The following is a 17,186-nucleotide window of genomic DNA, read 5'->3' as shown; positions in this document are numbered from 1 at the left end:
TCCCCCTTAATCGCATTACATTTCCATTTTCTTTTCCATCCATATGGCTGAGAAGAGAATCAATCCAGCGCAAATCATGGCATAAAAGCTAATAAGCCCAAGTGATACCTCTCCCATCGTCATCCCTAAAGTAATCGTATCATTTTCAAATTGCGCTCCAAATGTAGGCATTGGTAATTTTCCTATTTCCGAAATGCGTGTATATAGCTGCGTTTCGGCTGACCACTGATGTACAAAGAAAATAGGAAATATAGATAACACAATAAGAATCTGACTTAATCTTCCTAGGCCACTTTTTGTCCGGACACTGATCAATAACACCCAGATAAACAGCCCCAAAAAACCGAGATAGACGCTCACAAGTGTAATTCCAGCAAAGAGATAGGCCAACTCCCACCACTGTTCACCAACCATCCATACCGGCGTATCCAATATATTATTAGATAGAGAGACTAAAATAAACATTAAGGATAGAGATAAAAATAAGGACAAAAAGGATACAAGGAATTTACTTGTTAATAAAGCAAAAGCGGAACTTGGATTATGAAGCCATTGCATGGTTTTCGTCTCTTGATGGATAAGGATAGGTAACCCTACACCCATATACAATAAGTGAGTTAACAGTAGGAACATTCCGATCCCGGTTGCTATTGTGGGTTCATTATAATAATGTGCAAGACCGATGCCAAAAGTCCAAGCCACAAATATCGCCGCAACATTCTGCAGAAAGGATTTCTTAGCAAGCTTCCAATCCTTCCAAAACAATCCCTTCATTCCCATCATCCCAGATTCTCCTCAAACGAACGGATCATCCATTCCTTCACAGACAGCCCTTCCACTTCCCTAATCTGTTCTACGTTTTCTTGGGCCAAAAAGTTTCCATTTTTTATTAAAATAACTTCATCCAATAAAGGTTCGATTTCATCGATCTCATGTGTGGCAATGACAATTGTCTGTCTTCCAAAATCTACATACGTCAAAAGACTTTTTACTATCGAGTCCCTTACCATTGGATCTAGGCCTGAAAAAGGTTCATCCAGTAAAATATATTCCGCTTCCCTTGCAAGTGCCAGGACAAGCTTCAACCTTCCCCTGTTTCCTTTGGAGAGTTGCTTGATTTTCTTTCCCGGTTCCAATTTCATGAATTGCAACAGCTCTTCCGCTTTATCCATCCGGAAGTCTTCAAACTGTGAGGCATAATACCCGACCATGTCACCTACAGTAAACGGTTCATAATAGAAATCCAGTTCTGTCAGGTAAGCAACGGTCTTCGCTACTTTTCGTGTTGCCACTTCCCCATTCACAGTAACCTCCCCTTTATTCGGTTTTACGAGTCCTGCCATCAACTTGAGGCTTGTTGATTTTCCGCTGCCATTGGGTCCGAGGAGTCCGATTACTTTCCCAGGTTCCAGGACAAGGTTACCTTCCTTTATCGCATAATCCTTGCCATACCTTTTCGTTACATTATCGAATCTAATCATGCTTCTCTTCCTCCTTGGACAAGAATTCTTCCACACTGTTGATGATATCCGATTCCATTACCCCTATTTCTCGCATGCTTTTGACAAAGTTCTCTACTACATTTGCCTGCATCGATCTCTTCAATTGCACAACCATCCCTATATTCTCTGTGACAAACGTCCCCTGTCCCCTCTTTGTTTCCACTACTTCCATCCTCTCCAATTCACTATAGGTTCGTTGAATCGTATTTGGATTGACCCCAGATTGAATCGCCATTTCCCTGACAGATGGCAATTTATCTCCCGGCCTAATGTCCCCACGGACGATTTCCCTGCTTATCCGGTCAATGATCTGCAGATAAATCGGTTTATCCGCATCATATTTATTACTCATTTCACTTCCACCACCTTCTCCAAGAGCCAAGCTGAAATAGAAAACCATATCGATATTCTGAAGAAATACAGAAGTAGATAGCCAACTGTCAGCTGATTGCTGTCAGGATTAATGGTTCCTCCCCCATCCGCCACTTCGAAATAAAGACCAACGATATGATCTAATGGCAAAGGCCATAGACCTGAAATAAAACTTACGAAAGAAGTGTCTCCGAGATAAGCAAGAAGGGAATGCAGGAGAAAAGCAAATGATAGAGTAATGAGCGCCTTATACTTACCAAGAACCGGGTGTGTACCTGTTGCATGATAGAACGCCCAATAAAATAGCAGATAGAGTCCCAATTCGATCCCGATTGCTGTTATCCCTAATCCCCCCGAGATAAATAAAGAGAAATAGTTGAAATTTTCGAGCCTCGGAAATGCTTCAAATAGTATGATAATTGCCAGGATAAAGATACTGAAGCTGGCTAGATGCAAGTACAATCCAGTTACTACTTTGCTTAACAGAATTTTAAAGGCTGGTTGAGGCGAGTGCAGCCACAACTGTGATTTCCCCTCCATGATCAATCCGCTGATCAAAAAGACAGTAATATAAAAAATATGCCCTCCAATTATCATTGTTGTCACCACAAGCCCGATTCCAGGTTGCTCGTGATAGATGGAAAAGCCAATTGATATCAGCCACGCACTTAGCAGTCCAAGTGTAGTTAGCAGAAAAGTCTGCCTGGAAATCAACCATTCCTTTCTTAACAACCCCCTGAATGCAACATTCATCATAATCCCTCCCGAATATACCAGTGTACTAATATAACCATACACTGTGTTCTAGTTAGATAGTACACTAAGTCAAACTTGACCGTCAATAGGTTTTCTCCTTAATTTTTTTCGACATAATCCCTAAACATAAAAAATATTATGCCGATAAAACAATTACATCTGAACTACTCAACAGTTGCTGACAAGGATGTACATAAATTTAGTTTTTTTTACAAATTTCTCTATAATTACTTAAAATTTATTTGAATATTTTGTATAATAAAATTACTAATTTCTTCATGTGTTTGGGAGTGAAGTGATGGATACAAGAGGAAGAAGAATTGTCCGCAACAAATCTAGAAGTCAGTTTCATTATTTAGTACTAGCAAAGGAATTTATCAGTTCATTCGTTCTTCATGCACTTTCACTAGCTATTGTTGCATCATTTTTAATTTGGGTACTGAATCAGGTATGAAAACAAAAAACGAGAGGGTCTCCACACTTGGAGTTCCTCTCGTTTTTGTTTATAGAAATTCCGCTTTACTTCTTTTTTTGCAATGGAACAACGTTTCTCGTTTCCCATTTTGTTTCTAGATCAACTATTCTGTCTTCGAGCTTTCTAAGGGTGCGGTTAAGCCGATAGAACATCGGGATGTAAATGACGATGACTGTTATCACAGCATAAAAGACATATTCCATTCTTTTCCCCCTTCACTTTCCTTCCTATTTCTCTTTTTTTATAGGCTGGACCTTGCTTTTATGATAGTTTATTCGGCTCCCGGCATAAAAAACACTGCCACTCGCAAGAAGTAATACCAATAACACCTGAACCAACCTTGATTCGATGCCGAACATTGCCGTTAGGATATAAACGAGAATAATCGGGATCATGACTGTATATAAGGAAAATAAAAATCGATATCGCTCGTCCACTTCATGGACCGTTCCACACGCACTGCACGTTATGGGCCTATAACCGAAGAATATGGAAGCCAGTTTCTCGGAATACGTTATCTTTTCTTTACAGCTTAAACATTGTTGAAATGACATGCTTCTACTCCTTAGAGGTTGATAATTTCAAGAAATATTCATATGTATAATCCACTAGCTCCTTCTGATCCATCAACCGTGAAAAAGCTTTTCCAATATACCCTTTATTGACCTCAAATTCCAACTCGAATTTTTTGCCAATCTGATTGAATACCTCGTCCTGATAGGATATTGTCTGATATTCCTTCCAGACTTTTGCTCCGTCTTCCATGAGGGCACTCCCCGCTTTTATAAGCGTCCTTACAGGCTGTCGGTGTTCCGCAAGATGCATGGATGTATTGTTCTCATAGTCTACTCCAAGTAAAAGGACACTCCCTTGCAAGTCATAGATTTTGCCAGTGGGGAATGCTCCCCTAAGCCCTCATCAAGACCATGTCCATCAGTTACAAAATGTTTATGCTGTCCCCAGGCAGCAAAGGAAAGCGTCGGATGACTGCTGCGTACAACGTTTGGAAAACTGCGGAACGACTCCGGTACTACACCCATTTTATAGGTAGGAGTTATGTCCGGGTCGAAAGCGGGTGTCTCCACTTTTATCGTATCCCACCATTCAGAAGGAACAGGAGGATGTTGCCACTCGCTGGGATCACTATTATCTCCGGTGTGAGTCGGCATAACCAGAGTCCCCTTGTCTGTCAGCAATTCCTGCAATGCCTGAATGACTGCTACTTGTGCCCCGCATACCCAGCCTATTTTGCTTAGGGAAGAATGGACAAGCAAGGTTTGTCTCTCTTTTATTCCAAGTTTCCTTAAATCATCTTTCAAGGAGGATTTCGTGACCAATGTGGACTTTATCTCCTCTTCATGTTGTGTCATGTCATCACTTCCTTTTCCAAAAGCATCTATTCTTATCATACCAAATCTATGAAAAAAGAAATATATAATTATCTGAAAATAAGAATAAAGAAGAGGATGTGCAGCAGCCAGAGCTGTCCATCCTCCTTTACTCTATTATGCCTCTGCAGGCTGTTTAAGATTCTTCAGTATATTAATTACAAATAATATCACACCTAAAGTAGTCAGATTCGCCCCGATGATCGTTGCAATCAAGTAGGAGTCATTGCCGTGAACTGCAAATGCCAAGCCGATCATCATTAATGGCAAGCCGAGGTTATGCAGCCAGTAGTGACTGAGAGCAAGCTTTGTTTTTCCTACTGAAGGGAATAAATGATAAATGATACCCGCAAGCGTCAAGGAGCTCCAACCAAGGAGATTGATGTGAACATGAACAGGGGTAAGACTGTAATCATGTGCTTTTGACATATAATACCCGATCCCAACACCAATCAAAAAATATACTGCTGAAATCTTAATTAATCTGATTCCCATTCCCCGTCCCCCATTCCTGTTTACGCTAGTAATCTACACCTATTTATACGTGTAACAGCAATACCTTAGAACCAGAAAATTTCCATATATTGAATGAAAGAAGATTAGTTTAATATATCTAATAAACTATTATTCTGAGGAGGGCAGTTTATTGGTCATCACTTGAATAAAATCTTCAATAAAAGGCTCTGTGTCAACCTCCATGGCAATTGCGACCTTGTTCTCACCAGGTTTTATATCAGGCTTTGGCCTGAAGTCGGCAATGCTTACCCCTCGCAGGTCATTCTCTCCTGTCCCGATGAAAATTTTCCGCTCCACATATTTAAATGCCTCAGGAGTGGAAATGGCAAATAAGGTAAGGACATCATGCAGGGGACTACCTTTAATACCTGGGACAAGCTTCTGATATGCTTCAAAATAATAATCAAAAATGGATTTCATCAGAGGCTGGTATGGATTATTTTCGGTTGCCACAATATTATTGATGATTTCCGGTGTAATGATTGCATCATTTGTTACGTTCAGAGGGTAGACTACCCCGTTCTTCACTTTGCTCGTTACAATATCCGCAGCAAGCTGGTCTCCATAAAAGTTTGCCTCTGCCCCTGCTGTTACATTTCCCGGCACCAGAAAAGCCCCTCCCATCAAATAATAGCCCTTGACGGAATTCATAATTTCCACACCGGCCAGATTGAACGCCAAGGCGAGGGATGTACTTCTTCCTACATCGACAATGAGCAGCTCCTGTCCATACTCTTCAATTATTTTAAAAATCGTATCAAAGTTAAGCAGCTCCCCTTTAATCGTGGCTGGCGGCCGGATTGGGCCTAGCCCTTCCTCCCCGTGGATTTCTGGATAAAATGGCGCAAATTCGCCAGACAACGGACCCTTTGCACCACCAATAAGAACTACATTGTTTCTGTTTGCCAATTCCAATAAATAAGCGACATTCTGCGAAGCCTGTTCTTGATTGACATTTCCATAGCTGGTCACTATACCGACCAATTCAATCTTCGGACTTAAAATCCCATAGATGATTGCCAATGAATCATCGATGCCCGGATCACAGAATAACAAGACTTTTTGCGGCATTTTCATCTCCCCCTCGGTTGAGTGGCTTCCTCTAGTATATTCTGCTGGGTTCTGATTTTTCCTTATTCCGTTATACCGGTTCCGATTATTCTCACTTCTGAAGTTACCTTGATTTTTACATTTGGATACTGCTCTTCCCATTTTTTGAAATCAAACCCTCTTATCCTGGTTTTTGCTTCATATCCAAAGCCGACTGGGTCAACTTTATCTTGTTGAAATGATTTTATCAGTTCCAAAGAGTTTTTTTCCAAATCCTCTTCAACCGCCTTTTGAAATTTCTTTAATTTTTTGGGATCCACCTTTCCACCGGAATATTCCCTTATAACTCCGTCCAATTGAAGATGTATATCAAAATGAGGTTCATTATTAATCGATTTCACTTTGACTTTCCTCTTTGTATGAATACTTTTTAAAGATAAAAATTCTTCTTTTCCGGGTAATTCTATCGAAACCGACCCATCTGTATATTCATCCACAAGAAATTTAAAATAGAATAGTTTTTCATTTGGTACTATTGTTGCAAGCTTATCCTCCTGCATAACTACTGCACCAAGGATGGCTATTTTTCCGTCTTTTAGTGTGAGATATGGCAAATTTGTGTCCTTCCCCTTTTGATAAAAGTCGGATAGAAAAATGTGTAAATTGGTTGCAGGAAGATCCCGTCGTTCAATATTATGCTTTATCATATTTGATAAATAACTCCCTGTACCTTCTGTTCCATAATTTCCTCCTAGCATTTCTTTTACCTGACCATCCACTATAGCGAGATATAATCCGGTACCGATACTGGCATCCCTCTGAAGGGCATCAATTAATTTTAGTACTCCTTTTTCAGCCAAATCCTTATTGAAGAGCACCACTTCCAAACTACCGTTTACAATAGGCGCAGAGGATTTCTTTTGCAATTCGCTTAAAAGGTCTTTATTTAGATTTGCTTCAGCAGAGAATGTCTCATTGGAAATGGATTTGTCCGCTTTATAAATGGGTATTAAGAGGGTACCCATAACATTTTCACCTTCAAGCAGGTCGAAGCCCTCGACCGTTTCGATATTAATATCATCAACGATTTCCGTTTCTAAGCACCCTGTTAGCAGCAAAAGACAAAAGGTGAAAATACTAGATTTACGCAGAAGCATTTGCCTTCTTCTCCTTTCTCCAACTCGCAAAGGACACTATTACATACAAGCACGGAATGTATAAATAACCCAAATAAAATCCTATCTGACCTAAATAGTTATTGAGATCGTTTATCAACTTTCTATCCTCAAATAATTGTAAAATAAAATAAACGAAGACAGTAATTATCATAAGGGTCGTTTTATGTTTGACATGAAAGATCCGTTTTGCAAGACGGCTTGCACACCATAGGAATACGCAAACGTTTGGAAGGATGATTAAACACCAGTTGGCTATCCCTATATACTCCATCCGTTCTACAAATGGAAGCTCGATAATTTTCCATATAGAAAGTGTTGCCCATATATTTTTCTCCAACTTCCCTTCACTAAAATAAGCAAAGGTTACCACGGCTAGAAAGAGATAAATAGCGGTTGTGATAAACACCCCCAAATGAGCCCACTTTTTCGATTTTTCCGGATTGCTTACGAATGGATAAAAAATAAGGAGGGTTTCAAACCCCAGCATGCTTAAGGTCATATCTTTTCCGGAAATCAAGATATCTTTGATGGGATGATCAAAAATAGGCAACAGGTTTCTGAAGTTGGCATATTCCAATGGCAAGATGAGAGTCAATGCCAGATAGGATGGAAGAATGACACCTAGAAACGCGATTCCGGTAATCACTCTAAAACCACCTTCAATGATGTAATAGACGAGAAGTAGAAAGAATAGGGTGAACATCCAAGTCTTAAAATCGGGAAAAAGCCAAACCTGTATCACTTCAATATAGGTTCTGAGTACGGTCACTGTTGTAAACATAAAATAAACGACAAAAAATAGATTGAACAGATTCCCAAGCCATTTTCCGAAAGCTAATCGGTGTGCACTAGCTAGGTCTCCATTGGACTTTTCACATATTTTGTAAATGAAGTAAATAATGAGTTGAGTATAAAACCCAAAAATGATGATTCCTATCCAGGCATCATATCCGGCAGACATTGCAATAATTCGTTGGAAGCCAAGAGCCCCAACACCAAACATTGTGCTATGAATCAGAAAAAACACTAAAAAAGGAGAAACCTGAAACTTCTTTGGCACCTGCTGCAATGTTCTGCCTCCCTTCATTGGCTATTCAACATCAATATCCTTCGGCTTACGTTTCTTCTTCATTGTCATTCTCTCTTTTTTCTGGGTTCTTAATTGATTAGGACGTTTTGTTTGAAATGAAAAAGGAAAACGCAATAAGGCATCTTTCATATCTTGGACTCGCGGCGGATAGATCGGCTCCAAGTACGGCTTATTCAAGGAAGTTAATCTTAGGAGATGGGTAGCCAGGATGCAGAAGCAAAAGACAATTCCGAGCAACCCCCAAAGTTCCGCAAACAATAAGAATGGGAACCTCAATAGACGAATAGTATTACCCATTTTGTAGACTGGAGTGGTAAAGGAAGCCAGTGCAGCCAATGCGACAATGATCAGGAGAACATTACTGGTCAATCCCGCTTCAACCGAGGCGGTTCCAATTACGATCCCGCCCACGATACCGATTGTTTGACCTACTTTTGTAGGTAGTCGGGCTCCAGCCTCTCTCAGTAATTCGATTGTCAACTCCAAAAAGATTGCTTCCAATATTGGTGGCAATGGTACTTCTCTTCTGGAAGAAATCAGTGTACTGAGCAGATCCTTTGGAATAAGCTCATAATGATACGTTAATACGGCCACATAGACAGGAGTCACCAATATGGAGAAAGCAACTCCAAATAGCCGGATCAACCGGAAGAAGGAAGATAGCCAATAGCTTAAATAGTAATCCTCAAAGGAAGAAAAGAACTCCACAAGCGTGGTTGGACCAATCAATCCGTGTGGGGACCCGTCCACCATAATCACTACTTTTCCTTCAACCAATGCGGAGGTGACGCGATCAGGTCGCTCTGTATCTAAAAGTAATGGAAAGATTGAATTCGCATTATCAGAGATTAGCTGCGTAATATAAGAGCTATCATTAATATGATCATATTGCACTTCTGACAGGCGCTCTTTTACCGTAGCTACATTATCTTTATTAGTGATGCCATGAATGTAGATGATAGCTATTTTCGTTCTGGAAATCGTCCCCAACTGCTGCTGTTCGACCGTCAACATGGGTGTTTTTAACCTTCTTCGAATCAAGTTCAGGTTAGAGTCGATATTTTCAACAAATGACTCCTTTGGGCCTATGACGCTGAATTCAACCTCAGGCAAAGATACTGCACGTGTTTGAACAAACTCCGACCTTACCAACAACCCTATTTGATCATGTTCATGTAATTGCAGATACATGAAACCGGATAGCAGTTTTTCCCTTATTTCATTGGAATCCTTTGAAATGGTAACTATCTCAATGGGAAGAAGGTCTTTCAGATCCTCAAGACTGTTCCATGGCCTGGTTGTAATCGTGTGAAGAATATCTCTGTGCAAGAAGTCTGTATCAATCAGAGTATAATAGTAGTTCACCCAGATCTTTTTTCTACCGTCCTGCGTACTGCATGTAAAACGGAGAAAGTCGACAGATTTATGCATTTGGTCTATCAGTTCATTTACTGTTAGATTTTCAACAAGTCCTGGCTTGGAATTAGATTTAGTTGTTGATTTAAAGAGCTTTTTGAAAATATTCTTCAATCTAAATCCTCCTCTAAGCATTCTTGTATATGTTATTTTTCCTAGAAAGCGCCTTAATATACAAGAAAATCCATTACTCTACTTGCCCGATTTGTTACATTACCAAAAAAATAAAGAGCCCGCAAAAGGACTCTTCATTTTTACAACTATTATCTTTGTGGACGCCTAATAATCTCCACCACATCAAATAATCGGATATGGTACGTGTTTTTATCTATATCTTTGATCGTCAGCCTGTTTGCTTTATAACGAAATGATTGAATTCGCCCTGTAATCTGTATAACATCGCCTTCAAACCAAATGGACATCTTTATCGTCTCTTTCGACATATAAATATGACGGAGGAGTTTTTTTATGTACTGGATATCAGGTACATTTTCCGGGAACAATAAGAAACCCTGGACAGTCTTCTCCTGATCATTCTTCCATATAAACATCGTTTGGTTGGTTAGCTTATTTTCATTTTCCTTTTTATACTCCATGGCTATTACCCCTTTTTCTATTAAATTCTTTGTATTTCAATGCAGGTAACCTCCATTTTCAAAATAACACCATTGAAAACTTAATAATCTACCCATTTGACTATGCATATACCATTTATTCTAAGATGTGCAGGAGTATTAAAAACAAACTACATTGTAAGTACCGCGGAATAATGAAAAGCCGGCTTTTCAAAAGGATCATAGACATGAAGGAACCCTTTGAAGAGGTGCTAGAGCAATATACTCCCATGATTCATCATATTATCAATTCGCTGCACATTTATAAAAATCAAGATTATTATCTGCAGGAGGGTATGATTGCACTCTGGGAAGCTACCGTTACTTTTGAAGCGGAAAAAGGTGCATTTACTTCCTATGCATATTCCACCATTCGGGGAAAATTGCTTAATTTCCTAAAAAAAGAAATCAAGTATGCTGCAGCAGAAGAACCTTCGGACGATTTCAAATTGACTTCTATCCCATATCAAGAATCCACCATCAGGGAAGACATGGAAGCCTACACTCAGAATCTTACAGAAAATCAAAGGAAATGGCTAGTAGAATATATCATAAATAATAAGAAAATAGAGGAAATTGCCTGTGAGACAGGGGCGACAGCGAGTGCAGTGAAATCCTGGAGAAGAGGAGCGTTAAGAAATTTAAAAAATGTAGTGCTATAGTAAATGGGATAACAGCGGTTCTTAGAACCCGCTGTTATCCCATTAAAATAAGGTTAGCTTCTCGCCTCTTGCATGTATTGGTAGATTACTTCGCCATTATGTTTTGCAATTCCTCGAAAATGCTTAAAGTCGTCTCTTGAGACAAGCACTTTTCGGAATTCCATGAACTCCTCTTTTGTCACCAGATATTGATGAAGTTCCCCGTCTTTCAATTTATCCAGAATTTCTGTAACTAACTCTTCGTTCATGACTGTTCCTCACCTTCGTCTTTCATCTGTCCAAATTATTATTATAATATCGTATTATTTCAGAAAAGACTTCATTTGAAAAGAAAAAAACCCCTTCTTTTTTGGGAGAAGGGATTCTATGGGGGATAAGGAATAAAATGATTAGAGTTAATTTGCTCTTCACAAATTACTACTCTCTCCATGATATGCCCAAAAAATAAAGGTGTTACAGTTAAATAAAAAGAAAATTTAGAAAAAACTATCTTCAAACTATTTACGTTTTTACAAAAATAATGCAAAATGTATATAATAACTTTTTTAAATCCATTCTTTAGTTTCCAACATATACAAAACTTTATAAGGAGAGAGAAGATGAAAAAGGCAGAAGTGGGGAATATTATTGAATTTAGAGAAGGTTTGCAAGGGGTAGTAGAAAAAGTGAATGAAAACTCTGTTATAGTAGATCTTACTTACATGAATAACTATCGTGATCTGGAGCTTGAACAAAGAACAGTTGTCAATCATAAAAACTACAAAGTCATAGGTCAATACTGACTCAATTCTAAAGGCTTTGGATTTTCCATGACCAAAACGAAAAAGGAAGTAAAGGAAGTTGCCAATTGCAATCTTCCTTTTTTTGCTTTGTGTATCACCAATTATCCCATTTCTTCCTCTAAAATATCTAATACAACCTCACTTTTTTCTTTATCAAGTTTTACAGTAAAATGGGTTTCTTCGCTTATATTCAGGTTTCTTCTGATTTCTACGGGTATATTCACTTTTCCATTATTCGAAACGACGGACTCGTTGAAAACATGTTGTTCTTCGATTGGCTTCATCACTAGGCCCAGCGGCTTTTCCATAATCATTAATACATCGCCATCAGAAATTTCCAGCTGTTCTCGTATTGTTTTGGGAATGGTTAAATGGCCAGATTTTCGAATTCTCCGCAATTCATTATAATGGCACATGGTATACACTCCTATTTTTTTAAATGTATTCCCTTATACTTCAAATCGGAAACGAAATTTGCAGTTGATACAGGAAAAACTAACATTTGTCATAGGCTGCCTATCTTTTGTATTAGATCTGACTCTACATGGTGCACTCCTTTTTTACTATTTTTCATGAATGCAACCATTGCTTTTGCCACTATTTTTCCTTCAACGGGCCTGTACTTTTTTAGTTTCCCAATCAATATTGGCTGTACTGCCTTTCCAAGCCATTCTCCCACTTTTTCACCTTGTCGAAATTCCTTTCTTTCTCCCAAGAGCAAAGAAGGACGGAAGAAGTAGGTGGAGGCGATTCCGATTCCACTTACCGCCTCTTCCATCTGACCTTTAATTCTATTATAAAAAAAACGGGATTCGGAGTCTGCGTCAATTGCAGAAACGACTGCAATCCTTTGTACCCCCTGAGCCTTTGCCAGTTTTGCTGCTTCCACGACATAATCATGGTCGACCTTTATAAAACTTTCATTCGATCCAGCCTTCTTTCGAGTGGTTCCTAAGCAGATGAATACTTCGTCAACCTGAAACGCTTCGGTATTCTCGGAAAGTCTTGAGAAGTTTATAACAATTTCCTTCAGCTTAGGATTTTTTAAGCTGGTTGGCCTTCTTACTATTGTAAAAACGTTTTTGTATTCCGAATTTTCTAAAATTTCATTCGTCAACTGACTCCCGACCAATCCTGTAGAGCCAAGGATTAAAGCATTCTTTGTACTATTCATAAAGTTTCTCCTTTTTCCTACTTCTATTCTCTTTATAACAAATCCTTCAAGTTTCTACAACTAATGAGGTTTATCTGCCAATCTTCTCCGGTCCGAAGCAAAAGGAGTCCTGCCTTATTTTCAAATAAATAGGTACAACATGATGTTGTACCTAACGGGTATTAACGGTTATCAATCTTTTCCGGATATAGGTCATGGTTCATCAGTCTGTATTGCGCCATTTCCTCATATTTTGTTCCCGGTTTTCCGTAGTTTGTGTACGGATCGATGCTGATGCCGCCACGCGGGGTGAATTTGCCCCATACTTCGATATAGCGAGGGTCCATCAATTCAATGAGGTCATTCATGATGATATTCATGCAATCCTCATGGAAATCGCCGTGGTTGCGGAAGCTGAAAAGATAAAGCTTCAGTGATTTGCTTTCCACCATCAGCTCTCCTGGAATATAGCTGATATAGATGGTTGCAAAATCCGGTTGATTTGTTTTCGGGCATAGGCTCGTGAACTCAGGGCAATTGAATTTGACAAAATAATCCCTTTTCGGATGCTTGTTTTCAAATGTCTCCAGGACATCCGGAGAGTAGTTGAATAGATAGCTTGTTCCTTGGTTTCCTAAAAGCGTGACACCTTCAAGTTCATGATCTTTTCTTCCTGACATGTTAAACACTCCTTTGATCTATACTCCGCGCTTGTTTCCCCACACAAGGGTATGCAGCTGCGGCAGCACTCTTACATTATTCAGTTCCTCGTCTTGCATCACTTCTTCAATCAGCCATTCGTACTGAGCTAGAAGCTTTTGAATCAATTTATCATTATCTTCAGTGGCGATGTCTTCGTTCCCCACCTGTACAAAAAAGGATAGCTGCGGATATCTGTTATGGACCTTTTTAGCATAAGCCAGATCGTCTTTATTAAACACTACGACCTTCAATGATGTCTGTTCCACTTTAATACGCTTGATGATATCATCAAGCACGTTAAAATCAGTTTCCATCATGGAGCTAGGGGGTTTGGGGGAAATGGTCAGATCATCAATATCACAGAGCCAATCCTGCCATCTGCTGCCTTGAGTCTCAAGTGCCACCTGAATATTGTTTTGATGTAAGAGCTGTACAAGCTCTCCCATTTTTTTCAAAAGAGCAGGATTACCTCCGGATATGGTAACATGATTGAATTTATTTCCACCAATTTCTATCAAGCGCTCCAAAATCTCTTTAGGATTAAGCAGAAGGATATCGGCCTTTGCACTGCCATCCCATGTGAATGCTGAATCACACCAGGAACATTGATAATCACAGCCCGCTGTCCGAACAAACATGGTTTTTCTTCCGATGACCATCCCTTCCCCTTGCACGGTTGGTCCAAAAATCTCTAATACTGGTAGTTTGGTACTCATTAATCCATCTTCCCTTTCTTTTTCGGACGATAGACCACATAGCTGGTAGGAGTTTCACGTACAAATACCTGCAGGCATGTCGGTTTATTGGGAAGTGCTGACAGATGGTTCTCGATCGTTTGCCACATGACCCTCGCCACTACCTCCGTTGTCGGAAAGTAATCAGGGTTGTCAGAGCGAAAGACATCCACATGGTCATTTAAAATGGTATGGTCAAACTTATCATGTAAAAGTACCTTCAGGGCTTTGAAATTCACCAAAAAGCCAGCTTCATCAAGATCATCCCCACCAACAGTTACATTGACAAAGTAGGTATGCCCATGGACCTGCTTGCATTTTCCCGCCGCATCAGAGGGGATATAGTGTGCGGCTGCAATATGCATATCCTTATTCAGTTCATATTGGAAATCATGAAAAACCTGTGGATACATCTGTTGCATCATGAGGACACATCCCCTTTATCCTTTATTGCCAGATACTCATCAAGTCCACGCTTTCTAAGCTTACATGCCGGGCATTCTCCGCATCCATCTGAAATGACGCCATTATAGCAAGTCAAGGTTTTGGTTCTTACGAAGTCCAGGGCACCAAGTTCATCTGCCAGTTGCCATGTTTCCGCTTTGTTCAGCCACATCAAAGGTGTATCAATGACAAATGGATAATCCATAGAAAGGTTGAGGGTCACATTTAAGGATTTGATGAAGACATCCCTGCAGTCGGGATAGCCGCTGAAATCCGTTTCACATACGCCGGTAACAATATGCTTTGCACCCATCTGCTTTGCTGCAACTGCTGCAAAGGAAAGGAATAACAGGTTTCTGCCATCCACAAATGTGCTAGGTAGCTCTCCCTCTTTTTCCTCAATCTCAATATGATTTCGAGTTAGGGCATTTGGCGTCAGCTGGCTAAGTAGTGACATATCCAGCACACGATGATTCACTCCCAGCTCTTTCGCAATATTGCTGGCACATTCTATCTCCAATTCATGGCGCTGACCGTAATGGAAAGTGACAGCTTCCACATCAGCAAATTCTTTCATTGCCCATAGTAAGCATGTTGTGCTATCCTGGCCGCCGCTAAAAACTACCATCGCCTTCTCTTGTTTTTTCATGGTATCAATCTCTCCTTACATATGAACTAGTTCTATTCAAAACAGAAAAAACGCTACCTGATGATGGAGGCTAGCGTATAACATCGGAACAAATAAAAAAAACTATATCCTAAGGAATATAGTTATGTTCAGTCCTTAGTTTTTTATAGAGGGTATTTGCTAGAACCTCTCCTACTGCATCAAATGCGTAGACTTTATTCAATTTAACTTTTTAACTTTGTTACTATAACATATTTCACCATAACAATCTACTATCTTTTATTCAGGAAGAAAGAAGGGGAAAGAATGACGAGATCTGCAACCTTTTTACGTATACGCACCAGTTTTTGGTATCTGCCGTCTTTTTATGGTATCATCTCTGCAATGTTGGCCGCTTTAACCTTAACCGTTGACCACCTTGTTCTTGGTTCTGGCAGAGAAAGCAATATTCCCGATATATTTTTAGCTGATATTTCTCTCTCTCAGACCATCTTGAGTTCTATCGCTTCCTCTCTGTTAACAATGACTACTATTACATTTTCCACAATACTTGTCGTGCTGACCACCTATCTATCGGAATTTTCTCCAAGGGCTTTGCAGAATTTCATTACTGACCATGCCACTCAAAGGGTTTTAGGAATATTTACAGGTGGATTCATCTATTGTATCCTTTTGCTTCTATTTCTTAAAGAAACCGGGGAAAAGCAGCTATTCCTTGCCCCAACCTTTGCTGTTGCAATAGCAATTCTCTGTTTGATTGTATTCGTTTTTTTCATTCAGCATGTTACCACCTGGATTCAAGTGAGTAATCTGCTCCATAACATTACGATAGAGACTATTGATAGTATTGAGGATTTGTATGATCAATGGGGTTCTAAGAAAGCTGACGCTCCTTGGGATGATTGGGAAGGCAATGAGATTGCGACAAAAGAGCCCATCATCCTTATGAGTGAAAAACCCGGATATGTTCAATACATTGATGTACAAGCACTGGTTAATGCAGCTTGTAGATACGAATGCATTGTACGTGTGGAAAGGCAGCAAGGTGACTATGTGAACGAGGATACTCCCTTGTTGTCCATTTTCCAAAACGAAAAAGTCATCCATACAGATGAATTCATGACAAAGATAACCGTCTCCCTTGCACGAGCTCCATTGGAGGATGTGGAATTTGGCATTAGAAAGGTAACAGAGATCGGTGTACGGGCCCTGTCCTCCGGCATCAACGATCCCAGTACTGCAGTCCATTGCATTGAGCAGTTAAGTACGCTATTTTCCAGACTGAGCTCTCTGAATGGACCTGAACCGTATTTCAATGATAAAAATCGGAACTTAAGAGTCATCGTCCGAACTCCTGACTTTTTTGAATATCTAAATATCGCTTTCGCTCCAATCATCCGTTATGGTAAAGAGGATATTGATGTAATCGCTTCGGTTTTTCATGCTTTCACCATTATCTCCAATCATTCCACCTCATCCAGAAAAGAGGCGATATGGAAGTTTACGAAGCACACACTTGAAGCGATAAAAAGCGAAATCTATCTGGAGCTGGAGAAACAACAACTTAATCAGAATCTAAAAAACTTATTGTTTTCTCTCGGACATTCAAGCGAATACAAAAATCTGATGTTCCACTAAAATTTATATTCCTCCTTTCCCATCGTACATCTTGGAAAAGGAGGGAGCTTGGATTTGCTGACCACGCAAAAAAAGGCACCTATTCC

22 protein-coding genes, 1 pseudogene and 1 riboswitch are annotated in these 17,186 nt (G+C 39.7%); of the genes and pseudogenes, 3 read left to right on the top strand and 20 right to left on the bottom strand.

All coding sequences use genetic code 11. The features are described 5' to 3' along the window. Nucleotides 1-15 precede the first annotated feature (15 nt). The 13 genes and pseudogenes from ACQCT5_RS15880 to ACQCT5_RS15820 form a co-directional block, all read right to left on the bottom strand. Complete coding sequence (locus tag ACQCT5_RS15880) at nucleotides 16-783, bottom strand: hypothetical protein (RefSeq protein WP_499642977.1); 768 nt, start codon at nucleotides 781-783, stop codon at nucleotides 16-18. After that, the gene (locus ACQCT5_RS15875) at nucleotides 780-1,481 is read right to left on the bottom strand and encodes an ABC transporter ATP-binding protein (RefSeq protein ID WP_499642975.1); all 702 of its coding nucleotides are present in this window, start codon (nucleotides 1,479-1,481) and stop codon (nucleotides 780-782) included. Before ACQCT5_RS15875 ends, ACQCT5_RS15880 begins: the two co-directional genes overlap by 4 nt. Continuing rightward, complete coding sequence (locus ACQCT5_RS15870) at nucleotides 1,474-1,854, bottom strand: GntR family transcriptional regulator (RefSeq protein ID WP_499642974.1); 381 nt, start codon at nucleotides 1,852-1,854, stop codon at nucleotides 1,474-1,476. Before ACQCT5_RS15870 ends, ACQCT5_RS15875 begins: the two co-directional genes overlap by 8 nt. Continuing rightward, nucleotides 1,851-2,630, bottom strand: a complete 780-nt coding sequence (locus ACQCT5_RS15865) for a hypothetical protein (RefSeq protein WP_499642973.1) — start codon at nucleotides 2,628-2,630, stop codon at nucleotides 1,851-1,853. Before ACQCT5_RS15865 ends, ACQCT5_RS15870 begins: the two co-directional genes overlap by 4 nt. A gap of 519 nt (nucleotides 2,631-3,149) precedes the next feature. Beyond that, the gene (locus tag ACQCT5_RS15860; protein WP_204418274.1) at nucleotides 3,150-3,308 is read right to left on the bottom strand and encodes a hypothetical protein; all 159 of its coding nucleotides are present in this window, start codon (nucleotides 3,306-3,308) and stop codon (nucleotides 3,150-3,152) included. Between the two features lie 24 nt (nucleotides 3,309-3,332). Next, a complete protein-coding gene (locus tag ACQCT5_RS15855; RefSeq protein ID WP_499642972.1) occupies nucleotides 3,333-3,659 on the bottom strand; it encodes a TIGR04104 family putative zinc finger protein in 327 nt (108 codons plus the stop codon). Between the two features lie 4 nt (nucleotides 3,660-3,663). Next, nucleotides 3,664-4,475, bottom strand: a pseudogene (locus ACQCT5_RS15850) (AAC(3) family N-acetyltransferase). A gap of 135 nt (nucleotides 4,476-4,610) precedes the next feature. Then, nucleotides 4,611-4,988, bottom strand: coding sequence for a cytochrome-c oxidase (locus ACQCT5_RS15845; protein WP_499642971.1), 378 nt, complete (start codon nucleotides 4,986-4,988; stop codon nucleotides 4,611-4,613). A 129-nt stretch (nucleotides 4,989-5,117) separates the two neighbouring features. Further along, the gene (locus ACQCT5_RS15840; RefSeq protein ID WP_499642969.1) at nucleotides 5,118-6,080 is read right to left on the bottom strand and encodes a nucleoside hydrolase; all 963 of its coding nucleotides are present in this window, start codon (nucleotides 6,078-6,080) and stop codon (nucleotides 5,118-5,120) included. A gap of 62 nt (nucleotides 6,081-6,142) precedes the next feature. After that, entirely contained in the window at nucleotides 6,143-7,216 is a 1,074-nt protein-coding gene (locus ACQCT5_RS15835) for a Ger(x)C family spore germination protein (protein WP_499642967.1), read from the bottom strand. Beyond that, on the bottom strand, nucleotides 7,203-8,297 hold the full coding sequence (locus ACQCT5_RS15830) for a GerAB/ArcD/ProY family transporter (RefSeq protein WP_499643121.1): 1,095 nt from the start codon (nucleotides 8,295-8,297) through the stop codon (nucleotides 7,203-7,205). The genes ACQCT5_RS15835 and ACQCT5_RS15830 overlap by 14 nt, the downstream gene beginning before the upstream one ends. A gap of 30 nt (nucleotides 8,298-8,327) precedes the next feature. Next, the gene (locus tag ACQCT5_RS15825) at nucleotides 8,328-9,758 is read right to left on the bottom strand and encodes a spore germination protein (protein WP_499643119.1); all 1,431 of its coding nucleotides are present in this window, start codon (nucleotides 9,756-9,758) and stop codon (nucleotides 8,328-8,330) included. Nucleotides 9,759-10,006: 248 nt separating this feature from the next. Then, on the bottom strand, nucleotides 10,007-10,339 hold the full coding sequence (locus ACQCT5_RS15820; protein ID WP_499642965.1) for a hypothetical protein: 333 nt from the start codon (nucleotides 10,337-10,339) through the stop codon (nucleotides 10,007-10,009). Between the two features lie 206 nt (nucleotides 10,340-10,545). On the opposite strand from ACQCT5_RS15820, the gene ACQCT5_RS15815 reads away from it, so the two are divergent. Then, nucleotides 10,546-11,019, top strand: coding sequence for a sigma-70 family RNA polymerase sigma factor (locus ACQCT5_RS15815; protein WP_499642963.1), 474 nt, complete (start codon nucleotides 10,546-10,548; stop codon nucleotides 11,017-11,019). Nucleotides 11,020-11,072: 53 nt separating this feature from the next. On the opposite strand, the gene ykzS is transcribed toward ACQCT5_RS15815, so the two are convergent. Further along, nucleotides 11,073-11,267, bottom strand: a complete 195-nt coding sequence (ykzS, locus tag ACQCT5_RS15810) for a protein YkzS (protein ID WP_499642961.1) — start codon at nucleotides 11,265-11,267, stop codon at nucleotides 11,073-11,075. A gap of 351 nt (nucleotides 11,268-11,618) precedes the next feature. Here ykzS and ACQCT5_RS15805 point away from each other — a divergent pair, with 351 nt between their 5' ends. Continuing rightward, entirely contained in the window at nucleotides 11,619-11,801 is a 183-nt protein-coding gene (locus ACQCT5_RS15805; RefSeq protein ID WP_204418265.1) for a YkvS family protein, read from the top strand. A 101-nt stretch (nucleotides 11,802-11,902) separates the two neighbouring features. Here the strand turns inward: ACQCT5_RS15805 and ACQCT5_RS15800 are convergent, their stop codons facing one another. The 6 genes from ACQCT5_RS15800 to queC form a co-directional block, all read right to left on the bottom strand. Then, complete coding sequence (locus ACQCT5_RS15800) at nucleotides 11,903-12,217, bottom strand: AbrB/MazE/SpoVT family DNA-binding domain-containing protein (RefSeq protein ID WP_499642959.1); 315 nt, start codon at nucleotides 12,215-12,217, stop codon at nucleotides 11,903-11,905. A gap of 89 nt (nucleotides 12,218-12,306) precedes the next feature. Continuing rightward, nucleotides 12,307-12,975 carry an oxidoreductase gene (locus ACQCT5_RS15795; protein WP_499642957.1) on the bottom strand — a complete coding sequence of 223 codons (669 nt, stop codon included), beginning with the start codon at nucleotides 12,973-12,975 and terminating at the stop codon, nucleotides 12,307-12,309. Between the two features lie 161 nt (nucleotides 12,976-13,136). After that, complete coding sequence (queF, locus tag ACQCT5_RS15790) at nucleotides 13,137-13,634, bottom strand: preQ(1) synthase (protein WP_499642955.1); 498 nt, start codon at nucleotides 13,632-13,634, stop codon at nucleotides 13,137-13,139. An 18-nt stretch (nucleotides 13,635-13,652) separates the two neighbouring features. Next, nucleotides 13,653-14,372 carry a 7-carboxy-7-deazaguanine synthase QueE gene (gene queE, locus ACQCT5_RS15785; protein WP_499642954.1) on the bottom strand — a complete coding sequence of 240 codons (720 nt, stop codon included), beginning with the start codon at nucleotides 14,370-14,372 and terminating at the stop codon, nucleotides 13,653-13,655. Continuing rightward, nucleotides 14,372-14,815, bottom strand: a complete 444-nt coding sequence (gene queD, locus ACQCT5_RS15780; RefSeq protein WP_499642953.1) for a 6-carboxytetrahydropterin synthase QueD — start codon at nucleotides 14,813-14,815, stop codon at nucleotides 14,372-14,374. The genes queE and queD overlap by 1 nt, the downstream gene beginning before the upstream one ends. Next, on the bottom strand, nucleotides 14,812-15,483 hold the full coding sequence (gene queC, locus ACQCT5_RS15775; RefSeq protein WP_499642952.1) for a 7-cyano-7-deazaguanine synthase QueC: 672 nt from the start codon (nucleotides 15,481-15,483) through the stop codon (nucleotides 14,812-14,814). Before queC ends, queD begins: the two co-directional genes overlap by 4 nt. 129 nt (nucleotides 15,484-15,612) lie before the next feature. Continuing rightward, nucleotides 15,613-15,658, bottom strand: a riboswitch (PreQ1 riboswitch). Between the two features lie 110 nt (nucleotides 15,659-15,768). Here queC and ACQCT5_RS15770 point away from each other — a divergent pair. Beyond that, nucleotides 15,769-17,100 carry a DUF2254 domain-containing protein gene (locus ACQCT5_RS15770; RefSeq protein WP_499642951.1) on the top strand — a complete coding sequence of 444 codons (1,332 nt, stop codon included), beginning with the start codon at nucleotides 15,769-15,771 and terminating at the stop codon, nucleotides 17,098-17,100. The last annotated feature ends 86 nt before the right edge of the window (nucleotides 17,101-17,186 follow it).

Source organism: Sutcliffiella halmapala (genome assembly GCF_050107295.1).
In the GTDB taxonomy this organism is placed as follows: domain Bacteria; phylum Bacillota; class Bacilli; order Bacillales; family Bacillaceae_I; genus Sutcliffiella_A; species Sutcliffiella_A halmapala_A.
Note: the sequence above shows the minus strand (reverse complement) of the source record. Positions and strands in the feature narration are given on the sequence as shown.